Source organism: Nocardioides sp. SLBN-35 (assembly GCF_006715725.1).
In the GTDB taxonomy this organism is placed as follows: domain Bacteria; phylum Actinomycetota; class Actinomycetes; order Propionibacteriales; family Nocardioidaceae; genus Nocardioides.
On record NZ_VFNU01000001.1, the window covers coordinates 4,860,652 to 4,875,531 of the forward strand.

Consider the following 14,880-nt stretch of genomic DNA (forward strand, 5'->3'; position numbering starts at 1 on the left):
GGTTCCTTCTCCTCGTGAGAGGTTCTGGAACCCTGTCGCTGACCTGCATACTTGGTGGAGGTGAGGGGATTCGAACCCCTGACCTTCTCATTGCGAACGAGACGCGCTACCAACTGCGCCACACCCCCAAGCGAGGAGAAACGGTAGCACCCGCGTCCCGCGCCTTCCGAATCGGGATGGTCAGTTGCGGTCCTCGTCCGCGTGACCGGCAGGGCGCGGCTGTTCGTCACCGTGCGGTCCGCGGTCGACGTCGGAGCTGCCACGGGGCTTGGGCGGGTCCTCGAAGGTGGTCGACTGCCCGCGGGCGGACTCCCCGCCGAACGGGCTCTCCTCGATGCCCCGCTCGGGATCGGGGGTCTGGGTGTCGGGCGAGACGGCGGTCGCGGAGTCGGCGTACTTCTTCTCCTGCTCACGCGCCTGCTGGGCGGCCTGACGGTCGGCGGCGGTGCCTTGGTCGTCTTGACGGGTCATGACCGGGCGTTACCCGCGACCGGACCGGTCAGCCGGGAGAGGGGTCAGCTGCCGGAGGCGCGGCGCTGGTCGGCGTCGGCGGCGGCCACGTCCTGGGCACGCTGGGCGTCGGCCTCGCGCGCGAGCTGGGAGTCGGCCTCGTTGCGGCCCGAGCTCCAGACGCCGGTGGAGTCGAGGTCGATCGTGCGGACGGTACGTCCGGCAGGCGCCTTGGCGACGTACGTCGGCAGCGGGACCGGGACCGGCGTCCAGCCGTTCTGGGCGGGGGCGTCGGCGGGGGTCGAGTCGTCGAGGAGCTCGGCGGAGACGACGGGGATCTCGTCGGTGTCGTCGCGCAGCTCGTCGAACGGTCCGGCGGCGCCGGGCTCCTCGGACTCGGAGGCGTCCTCGGCGGCGATCTCCTCGTCGGCGAGCGTGGTACGGCGCTTGCGGACCGGGGTGGAGCGGGCGGCGCGCTCGCGCTTGACCATGAGGCGGCACGCGACGAGCCAGGCGGCCATCAGGGAGGCAGGCGCGGCGAGCCAGGCCCAGGCGACGACCTTGCCGATCGCCAGGGCGGCGACGACGACGATCGCGAGCAGGAGCAGGTTGAAGACCCGACGGCGGCGCGCGGCGGCGCGACGGGCGGCCGAGGAGGAGGTCGGGCGGGTGGCACGCGGCGCAGGGGTGGGCGCCGCGGGCTCGTCCCGCTTCTCCGACGACTTCTCCGACTTCTGCGTCGACGGACCTGGCCGGCCGGTGGCGACCAGCTCGGCTTCGGTGGTCGACACCGCATCCCGCCGGGCGAGCACCCGCAGCCGGTCGGAGAACCCGTCGACCGAACGGCTGGAGGCGTCCTCCTCGTGGCGCCGCAGCGCCATCGGGACGAGGTAGACCGCCCACGCCACGAACAAGGCGACGAAGATCAGCGAGCTCAGGTCCACACCGAGAGGTTAGGAGCGGTACCTCAGTGCGGGGCGCATGTCCATCGGTGTGTCACAGATTGATTCCTGTGACTCATGTGATTTGGCGGTCGAGGCGCACGAGGACACCGCGGGGCGCCTCCTCGCGGGTGACGGCGAAGATGCGGTGGTCGCGCCACTCCCCGTCGATGTGGAGGAAGTACGGCGCGTAGCCGACCTCGCGGATGCCGAGCTTCTCCACCACCCGCAGCGAGTTGGAGTTCTCGGGGCGGATGCAGATCTCGATGCGGTGCAGGCCGCCGAGGAAGAAGCAGTGGTCGATCACCATCGCGACGGCACGCGGGATCACGCCCCGACCCGCGAACTGCTGGTCGATCCAGTACCCCACGGACGCGAACTGCGCCGAGCCGCGCACGATGTTGTTGACGCTGACCTGGCCGGCGAAAACGCCGTCGACCTCCACCACGAAGGGGTACGTCGTCCCGCGCCGCGCAGCCTTGCGCAGCCGCTTGACCAGGGCCCGGAACGAGGTCGGGCGGGCGTCGGAGCCGGGCGGGGCGGTGGCGTCCCAGGGCCCCAGCCACACGGCGTTGCGGCGCCGCGCGGTGCGCCAGGCGCGGGCGTCGGAGCGCGCGATGGGGCGCAACCGGACGACGGGGTCGGTGCCGGAGATCAGCTCGTTGGGCCAGGCCCGGCCCGGGACGCCGACGACCATCCGCTCGCGAGGGGCCTCGGTCAATGGTCGCTCCCGACGATCTGCTCGACCGCGTGCACGACCACCGGCTCGAGCACGGCCAGCGCGTCCTTCACGCCGCCGCGCGAGCCGGGGAGGTTCACGACCAGGGCGGTGCCGCAGACGCCGGCCAACCCGCGCGAGAGCACCGCGGTCGGCACGCCCTTGGCGACGCCGGCGGCACGGATCGCCTCGGCCAGGCCGGGGACCTCGCGGTCGAGCAGCGGCCGGGTCACCTCGGGGGTGCGGTCGGTCGGGGTGAGGCCGGTGCCGCCGGTGGTCAGCACGACCCGCGCGCCGCCGGCCACGGCCGCCGAGATCGCCTCGCCGACCGGCTCCCCGTCCGGACGGACGACGGGCTCGTCGACGACGAAGCCCCAGGACCGCAGGGCCGACACGATGAGCGGACCGGTCGTGTCGTCGTACACGCCGGCGGCGGCGCGGTTCGACGCCACCACCACGGCAGCGGGGTAGCCGGAGGTCATCGCGACCAGTCCCCCGACTTGCCACCGGTCTTGGTCTCGACCCGCACGTCGGTGATGACCGCGCTCTTGTCGACGGCCTTGACCATGTCGACGACGGTGAGCGCGGCGACGGACACGGCGGTCAGCGCCTCCATCTCGACGCCGGTGCGGTCGGTGGTCCTGACGGTCGCGGCGATCTCGACGGCGTCGTCGGCGACGGTGAGGTCGACGGTGACACCGGAGATCGACAGCGGGTGGCACAGCGGGACCAGCGCGGGCGTCTGCTTGGCGCCCATGATCCCGGCGATGCGGGCCACGGCGAGCGCGTCGCCCTTCGGCACGCCCTCGCCGCGGAGCAGGCCGACGACCTCCGCCGAGACGAGGACCCGGCCGGATGCGGTCGCGACCCGGTGGGTCACGGCCTTGGCCGACACGTCGACCATCCGCGCCGCGCCGGCCTCGTCGACATGGGTCAGCCGCGGATCGTCAGCCATGAAGGCCCTCCTGGGGTCGCGGATGCAGGGCGAGCACCTCGACGAAGGTGCCCTCGGGCAACAGCCTCCCCGAGGGCGGTACGACGAGCAACGCGTCGGCCGCGGCGAGCAGACGCTGCGAGTGACCGGCATGCCCGGGAAGCGGCGCCACCGCACCCGAGGCGTCGGAGAGGACGGCGGGCAGCAGCACGGTCCGGTCGCCGGCCTGCACCGCGGCGGCCAGTGGCGCCCGCGGCGCCAGCCAGCGGGTCCCGCCCAGCGCGTGGAGCAGTGGGACGACGTACAGCAGGAAGGCGGCGTAGGCGGCGATCGGCGTACCGGGCAGAGTGACGACGGGGACCCTGCGGCCGTCGGAGGCGACGACCACGCCGCAGCCCTGGGGGCGGCCGGGCTTCATCGCGACCGGCCCGAACCAGAACGCCGGGTCGTCGCGCAGCGCGGCCTTGACGACGTCGTGGTCGCCGGCGGAGATGCCGCCCGTGGTGACGACGACGTCGGCCGCCTCGACCGCGGTGGCGAGCAGGGCACGGAAGCCCGCGAGGTCGTCTGGCGCCGGGCCGAACGCGGCGGCGTCGGCGCCCGCGTCGCGAGCCGCGGCGACCAGGGTGGGCGAGTTGCTGTCCGGCACCTGGCCCACGACCAGCTCCGCGCCGGTGGACAGCACGGCCACCCGCGGGCGGGCGTGCACCGGGACCGACGAGGCGCCGACCGAGGTGAGCAGGCCGAGCTGGGCGGGTCCGAGCCGCGCGCCGGCGGCGAGCGCGACCTCGCCGGCCCGCACGTCCTCGCCCTCGAAGCGGATGTGCCGCCCGACGTCCGCCCGCTCGCGGACCTCGACCGGGTCGGTGCCCGACGTCCACTCGAAGGGCACGACCAGGTCTGCCTCGGGGGGCACGGGGGCGCCGGTCATGATCCGGACCGCCGTACCCGGTGCCAGGGGCGTCACCGCGTCGCCGGCGGCGACCGCACCTGTCACCGGCAGCGAGACCGGGACCGCGGCCACGTCGGCGGCGCGGACCGCGAAGCCGTCCATCGCGGCATGGTCGAAGGGCGGCACGGACAGGGCGGCCGCGACGTCGGCGGCCAGGACCCGGCCGAGCGCCTCGGCGAGCGGGACGACCTCGGGATCGAGCGCCCGGACGCCCTCGAGGACCCGCGACCGGTGCTCGTCGACCGAGCAGGCCGGGTCAGTCATCCGACCCCGACAGCACCTCACCGGCAGGCACCCGCTGGGCGCCCTTGGCGTCCAGCTCGACGGCGCCGACGACCTGGACGCCGTGGCCGAAGGTCCAGTCGCCCTCGACCTTGAGCGCGGTGGCCTTGGCGAGCGACGGTGCGCCCTCGGGGAAGCGCTTGTCGAACTCGCCGACGACCTTGTAGTGGTCGGCGTCCAGCTCGACGTACGGCACGTCGGTGGCGACCTGCGTCAGCGCGAAGTCGGCGCCGATCTCGTAGACGTCGGAGCGCAGCACGAGCAGGTCGTTGGTGGTCTTGACCGGGATGAACCGGTCGCGGCCGACCTCGATCAGGCGGGCGCCGTCGAAGACCTCGATCGCCGCACCCATCGCGGTCTCGATCTGCACGACCTCCGGCGAGGCGGGGTCGGCCGGGTCGACGTGCTTGACGTTGCGGATCAGCGGCAGGCCAAGGATGCCCTCGCGGCCGTCGAGCACCGCCTTCATCGCGTGCAGGTCGAACCACAGGTTGTTGGTCGAGGTGAACCGGTGCCGCTCGAGGTCGGCGAGAGCCGCGCGGTCCTCGGGCAGCGTCTGCGCGGTCTCGCGCAGCACGATCCGGCCGTCGGCCTTGCGACGCGCGAAGTGGCCGCCCTTGCGGTCGGAGGCGGTCCGTCGTACGGCCTCGATCGCGAAGGGCGCACCCGTCGAGGCGAACCAGCCCGCGACCCGCGGGTCGGGTACGGCGCCGAGGTTGTCGGAGTTGGACACGAACACGTAGCGGTAGCCCTGCTCGATCAGCCGGTCGAGCAGGCCGGTGCCGCGCAGCGCGGTGTAGAGGTCGCCGTGACCGGGGGGACACCACTCGAGGTCAGGGTCCTTGGGCCAGGCGGCCGGCGTCAGGTCGGAGGTGAGGAGCTTGGGCTCCTTGTTCTGCAGGAACTCCAGGGGCAGGCCGTCGACGGCGAGGTCCTCGTAGCGGCCGAGGGCGTCGAGGGTGTCGGCCGAGGTGCGGAACGAGTTCATGAACAGCAGCGGCAGGCGGGCGTCGTACTGCTGACGCAGGTGCAGCGCCTGGCGGGCGATGATGTCGAGGAAGGACAGTCCGCGGCGCACGCAGAGCAGCGACTTGGCGCGCTCCATGCCCATCGAGGTGCCGAGCCCGCCGTTGAGCTTGATCGCGACGGTCCTCCCGATCGCGTCGGCCGCGACGTCCTCAGCGACCTCGACGTCGGCGAGGCTCTCGATGTCGACCGGCTCGATGGTCGACTCCGGGATCATGCCGGTCTCACCGTGCTCGAGCAGCCGGTAGTAGTGCGCGAACGTCTCGATCGCCACGGGGTCGACCCCCGCGTCGAGCATCTTCGCCCGCGCCTTCTCGAGACCGCCACTGCGGCCACTCATACCCATGCTGCCGATCGTAGGCTTCCTGCGTGACAGGTCCACATCCGCTCCAAGGAGCGGCCAAGGTCGCGGCCCGCGACCAGCTCCTCACCGCCCGGCGACGCCGCTCGCTGACCGAGGTCGGGGCCGCCGCCCGGGCCATCGCCGACCATCTCCTCGCGGCGCCGGAGGTACGCCGGGCGGCCACCGTGGCGGCGTACGTCTCCGTCGGCACCGAGCCCGGCACCACCACGCTGCTCGACCTGCTGGTCGACGCGGGCAAGCGCGTGGTGCTGCCGGTGCTGATGGCCGACAACGACCTGGACTGGGCGGCGTACCACGGTCCGACCTCGCTGGCGCCCGCCCGGCGCGGCCTGCTCGAGCCGGTCGGCACGCCCCTCGGCGTCGAAGCGGTCGCGACGGCCGACGTCGTCCTCGTCCCCGGCCTCGCGGTGTCCCGCGACGGGATGCGACTGGGCCGTGGCGGCGGGTCCTACGACCGGGCGCTGTCCCGCGTGCCGGTCGGGACCTTCACCTGCGTCCTGCTCTACGACGACGAGGTCCTCCTCGACGTACCCGCCGAGCCGCACGACCGCCCGGTCTCCGCGGCCGCGACCCCCGGCGGGGTGCTGCGGTTCGACTCCCCCTGATCGTTCGATCGAACGGTCTGGGGGGATCCGGCGCCCAGATGTCCCCCAGGTCGTTCGATCGAACGATCCGAGGGCCGGCCGGGGTCAGCCCTCGGGCTTGAGCAGCAGCACGTCCTCGGCGGCGTCGTCGACCGCCTTCTCCGAGAACACCCAGGGCAGGGTCTGGCCGCGGGCCCACAGGTCGGTCTGGTCGGTGTAGTGCGGGTGGAAGGCGTGCCCGGAGATGCCGGTGAGGTTGATCCAGCGGGCCGCGTCGAGGTCGTCCATCGGGACGACCATCCGCATCGACGGCGCGGTCGCGACCTGGTAGCCGGTGCGCGCGTCCCACGCGGTCGCGTTGACCAGCGAGCCACCACCCCCGACCTCCCAGCCACCGCGGTTGAAGAGCCGCTCGACGATCCCGATCCCGGACTCCCCCAGCGTCGAGGAGCGCAGCTCGAGCTCGTGCAGCGCACCCCAGGTCCACTCCTCGGCGTTCGGCGACTCCAGCGCCGTGAGCTCGTCGCGGGCCGCGATCATCGCGTCACGCAGGATGTCGGAGCGGCGCTCGACCTTGTCGTCGGTGCGCACGTCGTCCCACCACGGGTTCTTGCCGCGCGGCAGCAGCGCGCTCACCACGGCGAACCAGCGGTCGCCCCCGTCGGGCTGGATCACCTTCGGCAGCTCGTCGGAGAACGTGCGGGAGAGGACCTCGCGCCACACCACGTTGAAGTACGCCGCGGCCGCGCTGTCGGCGTCCTGCTGGTAGTTCCACGACTTCAGCAGCCGCTGCCCGTCGGAGTAGTAGCCGCGCGGCAGCTCCACGTCGAGCAGGTACGGCGTGAGCGCCTCCCCGATCGCGCTGCGGTCGTCGAGCTGGATGGCCGCCATGCCCTCGACGCTGAGCTCGTCGTCGGCGGCGAGCAGCCGGTTGATCCGGTCTGAGCGGTAGCCGAGGTCCCAGTCCGAGGTGAGGTACGGCGGGTAGCGGGTCGGGTCGATCACCGCCTGGTTCGCGGTCGCGATGATCCCGGAGTCGGGGTCGAGGACGTTCGGCAGCGCGTCGTACGGCACGACCTCGCCGGTCCAGTCGGTCTCCTTGAGCCAGCCGGCGGCGGGGAGACGGCCGTCGTTGCCGGGCCGGCGGATGGGGACGGCGCCGGTCGCCTGGTAGCCGATGTGGCCCTCGGTGTCGGCGTACACGACGTTCTGGCCCGGGGCGGCGAACGAGGAGAGCGCCTTGTGGAAGGACGTCCAGTCCGAGGCCCGGTCGAGGGCGAGCAGCGCGTCGGCGGTCGGGCGCGGGGTCAGCGCGGTCCAGGCCAGCGAGATCGCGGCGTCTCCGGTCGACTCGTCCTGCTGACCGTCGGCGACGGCATCGACCTGGTCGAGCAGTCCGTCCTCGGTGATCTCGATGCCGTCCTCGTCGGCGAACCGCGCGAGGTCCGACAGCAGCGGGCCGTGGCTCGTGGCGCGGACCGTGAGCTCGACGTCCTTGCCGCCGCGCACCTCGATCTTCTCGGTACGCCGGGTCAGCGGGAGCCGCTGGCCGTCGTACTCCCACTCGTCGCCGGTGACCCGCTCGACGTACAGGTCGGTCACGTCGGGGCCGAGGTTCGTGAAGCCCCAGGCGATGTCGCGGTTGTGGCCGATCACCACGCCGGGCACGCCGGAGAAGCTGAACCCGGCGACGTCGTAGGGGCACTCGTCGGACAGGGTGCGGCAGTGCAGGCCGACCTGGGTCCACACGCCGGGCAGCGAGATGCCGAGGTGCGGGTCGTTGGCGAGGATCGGCGCGCCGGTGTCGGTGTGGTCGCCGTCGACGACCCACGCGTTGCTGCCGATGCCGTCGCCCCGGCCGAGCAGGGCGGGCATGCCGTCCAGCACGCTGCGCACCTTCGCGAGCGCACGCACGGTCGCGGCGCCGCCCACCGGTGGGCGAGCGAGGCCGCCGGCACCGGCGCCGGTCGCGTCCTGGTCGAAGACGCCGTCGGCCACGCCGCCCTGCTGCACGATCGGGGCGTGCGCGGCGTACGGGTAGCCGGGGTAGAGGTCCTGCGTGCGGTCCTCGCCGACGGTCGCGGTCGCGATCGAGCGGCCGATCTCCTCCTCGAGGTTGCCGCGCAGGTCCCACGCCATCGCTTTGAGCCAGGCGACCGAGTCGACGGCGGTCCACTGCTCGGGCTGGTAGTCGAGGCCGGTGATGCCGAGGAGGGTGTACTCCAGCGACATCTCGGAGGTGGAGCGGCCCTCGAGGTAGGCGTTGACGCCCTCGGCGTACGCGTCCAGCGCGCTGCGCGTCGCCGGCCGCAGCATCGCGACCTCCTTCTCGGCCACCTCGCGCCAGCCGAGGGTGCGCACCACCAGGTCGGTCTCCAGGCCGGACTCGCCGAAGAGCTCCGAGAGGCGCCCGGCGGTGGCGTGCCGTCGTACGTCCATCTCGAAGAAGCGGTCCTGGGCGTGCACGAAGCCCTGCGCCAGCATCAGGTCGTGGGTCGAGTCGGCGTAGATCTGCGGGATGCCGTGGTCGTCGCGGACCACCCGGACCTCGCCGTCGAGGCCGCTGATCGACAGCTCGCCGCCGGTCTGGGGCCAGGAGCGGCGCACACCGACGACCGCGGTGGTCAGGCCGGCGACCAGGACGAGGACCAGGAGTACGCCGAGGGCAGTGGTCCAGCGCAGCCACCGGGGCCAGCGTGCGCGGGCCGGGGAAGGAGTGTCGAGGTCCGCCATGGTGGCGCCATTGTGCCGTGAGGTTGCCTGCTGACGTAGCATTGGCACTCAACAGATCAGAGTGCTAACGCCAGAGTGCCGAACGAGGAACGTCGATGCCCACCTACCAGTACCTGTGCACCGAGTGTGGTCATGCCTTCGAGCAGGTCCAGAAGTTCAGCGACGACGCCCTGACCACGTGCCCGGAGTGCACCGGCAAGCTGCGCAAGGTCTTCAACTCCGTCGGTGTCGTGTTCAAGGGCTCCGGGTTCTACAAGACCGACAGCAAGGCGTCGAGCACGCCGTCCACACCGGCGGCCTCCTCGACCACCTCGTCCTCGTCGTCCTCGTCGTCCTCGTCGTCCTCGTCGAGCGAGTCGTCCGGGGCGTCGAGCACGAGCTCGGCCGCCTCTCCCGCCTGATCCCGAGGTCCCTGTGGATGACGCCGGCGGCCGGCGTCGCGGCGGCCTACGGTCGCCCGCATGGACTCCCGCTCACCCCTGCACCGGCTGCGTGACGCCCGCGACCACGTACGACGACGGGTGCTGCGGCGCCGACGGCTGATCGCCGCCCTGCTGCTCGGCGTGGGCGCCGCCGTCGCGGTGCGCTCCGTCGCACCGCCGCCACCCTCGACCGCCACGCTCCTCGTGGCGGCGCGCGACCTGCCCGCCGGCCGCGAGGTCGCCGCGGGCGACCTGGTCCCAGTGGAGGTGCCGCCGGACGCCGTACCGGAACGAGTGGCGCGCGACCCCGTGGGGCGCCGGCTCGCGGCACCGGTGCGAGCCGGCGAGGCGGTCACCGACGTGCGCCTGGTCGGCCCCGGCCTCGGGGCGGCCCAGCCCGCCGGCACCGTCACCGTGCCGATCCGGCTCTCCGACGCCGGCCAGGTGGCGCTGCTGACCCCCGGGGACCGGATCGACCTGCTCGGCACCGACCCCCAAGCCGGCACGACCGGGGCCCTGGCGCACGACGCGACCGTGCTCGCCGTACCGGATGCCGCCTCGGCCGCCGACGGCGCGCTTCCCGGGCGCCTGGTCGTGCTGGCCCTAGATTCGGGAGCCGTGTATCACGTCACGTCGGCGTCCGCAGCCGAATACGTGACTTATACATGGAGTCGCAGTTAGTTTCTGGGGCCAGAGAGTGCTCCCACCTCCACCACAACGCTCGGGAAAGAGGAGAGATCAATGTCCGGGTTCAAGAAGTTCATCCTGCGAGGCAACCTGGTCGACCTGGCCGTTGCCGTGATCATCGGCGCCTCGTTCGCCACCGTCGTCAACACCTTCGTCAACTGGCTGACCGCCCAGATGCCTGACTCCGCCAGCGAGATCTTCAGCAACGAGGCGAACTCCTTCGGCGCGTTCCTCAACGCCGTCGTGGCGTTCGTGATCCTCGCCGCCGTCGTCTACTTCTTGGTCGTCATGCCCTACACGAAGGCCAAGGAGCGCTACTTCCCCGACGAGCCCGAGGCGGAGGCTCCCGACATCGTGCTGCTGACCCAGATCCGCGACTCGCTCGTCAACCGCTGACAGCAGCTTCGCGGCACACGTCACCGAGGGCCGGTGGGGACATCCCTACCGGCCCTCGGCGCGTTCCGGTGGTCGAGGAGGTTGCGCAGCAACCGTCTCGAGACCCGTCAACCGCCGTGGTGCGGCCAGACCTGACGGTGGTCGAGGAGGTTGCGCAGCAACCGTCTCGAGACCCGTCAACCGCCGTGGTGCGGCCAGACCTGACGGTGGTCGAGGAGGTTGCGCAGCAACCGTCTCGAGACCCGTCAACCGCCGTGGTGCGGCCAGACCTGACGGTGGTCGAGGAGGTTGCGCAGCAACCGTCTCGAGACCCGTCAACCGCCGTGGTGCGGCCAGACCTGACGGTGGTCGAGGAGGTTGCGCAGCAACCGTCTCGAGACCCGTCAACCGCCGTGGTGCGGCCAGACCTGACGGTGGTCGAGGAGGTTGCGCAGCAACCGTCTCGAGACCCGTCAACCGCCGTGGTGCGGCCAGACCTGACGGTGGTCGAGGAGGTTGCGCAGCAACCGTCTCGAGACCCGTCAACCGCCGTGGTGCGGCCAGACCTGACGGTGGTCGAGGAGGTTGCGCAGCAACCGTCTCGAGACCCGTCAACCGCCGTGGTGCGGCCAGACCTGACGGTGGTCGAGGAGGTTGCGCAGCAACCGTCTCGAGACCCGTCAACCGCCGTGGTGCGGCCAGACCTGACGGTGGTCGAGGAGGTTGCGCAGCAACCGTCTCGAGACCCGTCAACCGCCGTGGTGCGGCCAGACCTGACGGTGGTCGAGGAGGTTGCGCAGCAACCGTCTCGAGACCCGTCAGCCGCCGTGGTGCGGCGGGACCTGCGACTTGAGCCAGCGCTCGCTCGCGCTCTCCCGGGTGGCCGATGGGGCGTCGTCCCGCTCGTCGGAGGTCACCGACGGCTCGACGTCGCCGAAGATCTCGGCCAGCCTGCGCCGCCGCTCCCAGTCGGTCTCCTGCCGCTCGCCCACGTCGACCTGCCTCAGGTGCACAGGCCGGCGGCCTCGCGGCCGGAGGCGCTGAGGCCCTCGGGCGTGGTGGCCGGCGGGGTCTGGGCGCCGTTGCTGGCGGTGCCACCCGGCGTACCGGAGGGGCTGGCGGTGTCGGACGGCTCGGCCGTGTCGGACGGGGTCCCGCTCGCCTCGTCGGTCGCGGCGCCGTCGGCGGACGCGGTGCCGTCGGGCTTGTCGCCCGCGCTGAGCGCGTCCTTGAGGAACTCGGGCGTCAGCGGCCGGTCCTTGCGGACCAGCTGCCACAGCTTGTCGACCTCGGGGGTCCACTCGATGCCGGAGCTGACCTTGTCGGAGTAGACCCACGGCGTGGTGATGAACTTGATGTTGTCGGCGCCGATGCCCTTCGCGGTGACGGCCAGATCGGCCATCTGCGCGATGTTCTTGAAGTCGGTGTGCAGCGACGAGGACGCGGCGTTCATGAAGCCGATCAGGCGGTCGGGTCGCGCGATCATGCCGGCGGTGAGCGCCTTGTTGATCATCGAGCCGATGAAGGCCTGCTGGCGCCGGGTGCGGTTGGGGTCGGTGCCGTCGCCGATCCGGTAACGGGCCCGGACGTAGGTGAGCGCCTCGTTGCCCTTGATCTCGCGGGTGCCGGCCTTGAGGTGGATGTTGTGCGTGTTGTCGTCGATGTCCTCGGGGATGCAGACCTCGACGCCGTCCAGCGCGTTGACCATGTCGCGGAACTGGTTGAAGTCGACGAGCACGTACTTGTTGATCCGGATGTTCGTCGCCTGCTCGAACTGGCGGATCGTGCACGCCGGGCCGCCGTACGCGAAGGCGGCGTTCCACTTCGCATAGCCGGTCGCCGCCGGGATCTCCTCGCCGTCCTCCTTGTAGCAGGTCGGCCGGATCACGGCGGTGTCGCGCGGCACCGAGATGCCGTAGGCGAACTTCCGGTCGGCGGAGAGGTGGAACAGGATCGTGGTGTCGGACAGGCCGCCGCCCGCCTCGCCGTCGATCCCGTTGCCCTTGCCCGCACGGGTGTCGGTGCCCATGACGAGGATGTTCATCGCCTTCTTCGGGCCGGTGTCCTCCACGGTCGGCCGGTCGTTGCCCAGCTGGGCCCCGAGGTCCTGGGTGTCGATGTTGCCGTTCCAGTTGTTGTAGATCAGCACGACGCCCAGGCCGGTCGCCAGCCCCAGGGAGAGCAGGCTGGCGAGGATCACCTTGAAGACGACCTTGCCGGGCTGCGGGCGCTTGCGCCGCCCACCGGCGACCCGCCTGGCGGTCCGGCCCGTCGCGCTGGGCTGAGCCGCTCGACTGCTCCTGCTGCCGCGGCCGCCGCGCTCGTTGCGCGGGCGGCGCCGGTCGCGATCGGCCCGCGAGGTCGACACCCGTCGGGCGCGGCTCCCCGGCGCGTCACCGCGCCCGGTCTCAACGTCCTGCGTCATGGATCACCTGGTCGTGTGGCCGCTCGCAGCGGATGGTCTCTGTCTCGACGCTGCCGAGTCAGCGGCCGATCGGCACCCGGTGGTACCACGCCCACCGTACGGTCCGCATCAAGTGCAGCGGCGAGTCGCTCACCATTGTCACCGCTCCCCCGGCGCCGACCCAATCCGGGGGAACCGGTCGCGACCTGACAAGATGTTCTCCACGCCCCAGTAGCTCAGTGGATAGAGCAGCCGCCTCCTAAGCGAAAGGTCGCAAGTTCGACTCTTGCCTGGGGCACCACAGCGAAGCGCACGCGAAGGCACTGCAGATCGTTTCTGCGAGGCGAGACCGTCTCCACACCCGACGTCGGGCCTCCCTGGGATCGCCGCGGAGGACGGTGCGGCGCCGGTCATCCCAGCCATCGAGCCTCAGCGCGGACGAGCCCGGCTGACCACCTCGGGCGGCAGGCCCCACTCGTTCCCGCCGAGCCGGGACAGCGGCGCCAACAGGTCGAACGCCGGGCGGCCCTCGACCAGCACGTCGGGGTCGAGTGTCACCGCGACCACCAGACCGAGGACGAGGGTCGAGTCCCCCACGGCGACGGTGTCGTGCAGCCGGCACTCCAGCGAGGCGGGCGAGGCGGCGACGCGCGGCGGTCCGACCTCGACGCTCGCGGCCATGGCGATCCCCAACTCCCTCGCCTCGTCGACGCCGTGCTCGAACGCGGCGCTGGAGGCGTTGACCTCGTCGATCAGCGGCCGGCTCGCCAGGCTGATGGTGAACTCGCGGGTCTCGAGGACGTTGCGCAGCGTGTCCTTGGCGCCGACCGAGGTGAACTGCACGATCGGCGGATCGGCGCTCGCGACGGTGAAGAACGAGTGCGGGGCCAGGTTGCCGATGCCGGCGGCGGAGGTGCTGGACACCCAGGCGATCGGACGAGGTACGACGAGCGCGGTCAGCAGGCGGTAGCCGTTGACTCCGTCGACGCCGGGACGCAGGACGCGGTGCTCGTGGGCCATGGGTCGATCATGCCGTCACCCGCTCCTCGATCGGGCGGGACCACGGGCGCGGGCCGGCATGGGTGAAGCGGACATGGTCGCCCTCGCGCAGCGCGGCCGGCAGCGCGACCGCGTGCGCGGCGAACAGCACGTCGTCGCCGGCGTCGGCCGGTCCGGCCAGGACGCTGGGAACCACCGGCCCGGAGCGGGTCGTGCGGATCTCGACCGACTCGGTGGCCGCGATGCCGTCGAGGTGGACCCAGCGGCGCCCGGCGCGCTCGACGACCGCGACCACGCTCGCGACCAGCACCCCGCCGGGCGCGGCCAGCGAGTGGCCGGCCGACACCCACAGCGCCGAGGAGCCGGCGAGGCCACGGGCGGGCAGCGCTGCGCCCGCGCGGACGTCGTCGACGTGGACGACGGCCAGGTCGATGCCGAGGGCGGCGGCCCGGGCCCGCACCTCGTCGACGGTCCGCACTGCGACCTCGGTGGCGGCCCAGCCCGCCGGGACCGACACCCCCCTCGGCTGCAGGCCGCAGGAGGCGGCGCGCAGCAGCAGGTCGGGCGCCAGGTCCGCCGGGCACCCGAACTTGCGGCGCTCCGAGGGGCAGCGCGACCCGCTCGCCAGAAGCCGCACCAGGACCCCACCGCCTGGTGCGACCTCGGCGAGCTCGGCCACCTCGGCCGGCGAGTCCACGACGAATCCGCGCACCCCCGCCCCCGCGGCCTGCGCCAGTGCCGCGCGGGTGCTCACGGGATGGCTGGACAGGATCCGGTCCCCCGCCACGCCCCGGCGCACGACGGCCCGCAGCTCCTCGGCACTGCGTACGTCGAAGGCGCAGCCGGCCTCGGCGAAGGCCGTCAGCAGCCGGGGCGAGTCGTTCGCGGCGACCCGGTAGTGGACGACGGCGTCGGGACAGGCGTCCCGCAGGCCGCCCAGCGCCTCGACGGCGCGGGTGAGATCGACATCGACACGGGGCGTGAGACCGGACATGCGCCGAGGGTCGCG

General features: G+C 72.4%; 16 protein-coding genes and 2 tRNA genes. 5 read left to right on the forward strand and 13 right to left on the reverse strand.

From position 1 onward, the window contains the following. Positions 1-52: 52 nt before the first annotated feature. The 8 genes from FBY23_RS23405 to FBY23_RS23440 form a co-directional block, all read right to left on the reverse strand. Positions 53-128: transfer RNA gene (locus FBY23_RS23405), tRNA-Ala, on the reverse strand. 52 nt (positions 129-180) lie between these two features. Next, on the reverse strand, positions 181-471 hold the full coding sequence (locus FBY23_RS23410) for a hypothetical protein (protein WP_141800334.1): 291 nt from the start codon (positions 469-471) through the stop codon (positions 181-183). Positions 472-515: 44 nt separating this feature from the next. Then, the gene (locus FBY23_RS23415) at positions 516-1,394 is read right to left on the reverse strand and encodes a hypothetical protein (protein WP_141800335.1); all 879 of its coding nucleotides are present in this window, start codon (positions 1,392-1,394) and stop codon (positions 516-518) included. 73 nt (positions 1,395-1,467) lie between these two features. Continuing rightward, the gene (locus tag FBY23_RS23420) at positions 1,468-2,088 is read right to left on the reverse strand and encodes a GNAT family N-acetyltransferase (protein ID WP_141801240.1); all 621 of its coding nucleotides are present in this window, start codon (positions 2,086-2,088) and stop codon (positions 1,468-1,470) included. Between the two features lie 20 nt (positions 2,089-2,108). Further along, on the reverse strand, positions 2,109-2,591 hold the full coding sequence (locus tag FBY23_RS23425; RefSeq protein ID WP_141800336.1) for a molybdenum cofactor biosynthesis protein B: 483 nt from the start codon (positions 2,589-2,591) through the stop codon (positions 2,109-2,111). Next, positions 2,588-3,064 (reverse strand): cyclic pyranopterin monophosphate synthase MoaC, encoded by a 477-nt coding sequence (gene moaC, locus FBY23_RS23430; protein ID WP_141800337.1) that lies wholly within the window; start codon positions 3,062-3,064, stop codon positions 2,588-2,590. Before moaC ends, FBY23_RS23425 begins: the two co-directional genes overlap by 4 nt. Beyond that, positions 3,057-4,259, reverse strand: a complete 1,203-nt coding sequence (glp, locus tag FBY23_RS23435) for a gephyrin-like molybdotransferase Glp (RefSeq protein ID WP_141800338.1) — start codon at positions 4,257-4,259, stop codon at positions 3,057-3,059. Before glp ends, moaC begins: the two co-directional genes overlap by 8 nt. Beyond that, complete coding sequence (locus FBY23_RS23440; protein WP_141801241.1) at positions 4,252-5,643, reverse strand: UTP--glucose-1-phosphate uridylyltransferase; 1,392 nt, start codon at positions 5,641-5,643, stop codon at positions 4,252-4,254. The genes glp and FBY23_RS23440 overlap by 8 nt, the downstream gene beginning before the upstream one ends. 29 nt (positions 5,644-5,672) lie before the next feature. Here FBY23_RS23440 and FBY23_RS23445 point away from each other — a divergent pair, with 29 nt between their 5' ends. Continuing rightward, positions 5,673-6,272 (forward strand): 5-formyltetrahydrofolate cyclo-ligase, encoded by a 600-nt coding sequence (locus tag FBY23_RS23445; RefSeq protein ID WP_141800339.1) that lies wholly within the window; start codon positions 5,673-5,675, stop codon positions 6,270-6,272. Between the two features lie 84 nt (positions 6,273-6,356). Here the strand turns inward: FBY23_RS23445 and FBY23_RS23450 are convergent, their stop codons facing one another. Next, positions 6,357-8,984, reverse strand: coding sequence for a penicillin acylase family protein (locus tag FBY23_RS23450; RefSeq protein WP_141800340.1), 2,628 nt, complete (start codon positions 8,982-8,984; stop codon positions 6,357-6,359). Between the two features lie 95 nt (positions 8,985-9,079). Between FBY23_RS23450 and FBY23_RS23455 the strand changes: the two genes are divergently transcribed. Genes FBY23_RS23455 through FBY23_RS23465 form a run of 3 tightly spaced genes read left to right on the forward strand, consistent with a single transcriptional unit; the run spans position 9,080 to position 10,489 of the window. Beyond that, on the forward strand, positions 9,080-9,385 hold the full coding sequence (locus FBY23_RS23455) for an FmdB family zinc ribbon protein (RefSeq protein WP_141800341.1): 306 nt from the start codon (positions 9,080-9,082) through the stop codon (positions 9,383-9,385). A gap of 60 nt (positions 9,386-9,445) precedes the next feature. Further along, a complete protein-coding gene (locus tag FBY23_RS23460; RefSeq protein ID WP_141800342.1) occupies positions 9,446-10,087 on the forward strand; it encodes an SAF domain-containing protein in 642 nt (213 codons plus the stop codon). Between the two features lie 60 nt (positions 10,088-10,147). Beyond that, positions 10,148-10,489 carry an MscL family protein gene (locus FBY23_RS23465; protein WP_141800343.1) on the forward strand — a complete coding sequence of 114 codons (342 nt, stop codon included), beginning with the start codon at positions 10,148-10,150 and terminating at the stop codon, positions 10,487-10,489. A gap of 797 nt (positions 10,490-11,286) precedes the next feature. Here the strand turns inward: FBY23_RS23465 and FBY23_RS26265 are convergent. After that, positions 11,287-11,460 (reverse strand): hypothetical protein, encoded by a 174-nt coding sequence (locus FBY23_RS26265; RefSeq protein WP_174245239.1) that lies wholly within the window; start codon positions 11,458-11,460, stop codon positions 11,287-11,289. An 11-nt stretch (positions 11,461-11,471) separates the two neighbouring features. Beyond that, positions 11,472-12,893, reverse strand: coding sequence for an LCP family protein (locus FBY23_RS23470; RefSeq protein ID WP_141800344.1), 1,422 nt, complete (start codon positions 12,891-12,893; stop codon positions 11,472-11,474). A 204-nt stretch (positions 12,894-13,097) separates the two neighbouring features. Between FBY23_RS23470 and FBY23_RS23475 the strand changes: the two genes are divergently transcribed. After that, a tRNA-Arg gene (locus FBY23_RS23475) sits at positions 13,098-13,173 on the forward strand. 128 nt (positions 13,174-13,301) lie between these two features. Here the strand turns inward: FBY23_RS23475 and FBY23_RS23480 are convergent. Beyond that, a complete protein-coding gene (locus FBY23_RS23480; protein WP_141800345.1) occupies positions 13,302-13,892 on the reverse strand; it encodes a flavin reductase family protein in 591 nt (196 codons plus the stop codon). A 7-nt stretch (positions 13,893-13,899) separates the two neighbouring features. Then, positions 13,900-14,865 carry a hypothetical protein gene (locus FBY23_RS23485; protein ID WP_141800346.1) on the reverse strand — a complete coding sequence of 322 codons (966 nt, stop codon included), beginning with the start codon at positions 14,863-14,865 and terminating at the stop codon, positions 13,900-13,902. Positions 14,866-14,880: the final 15 nt, after the last annotated feature.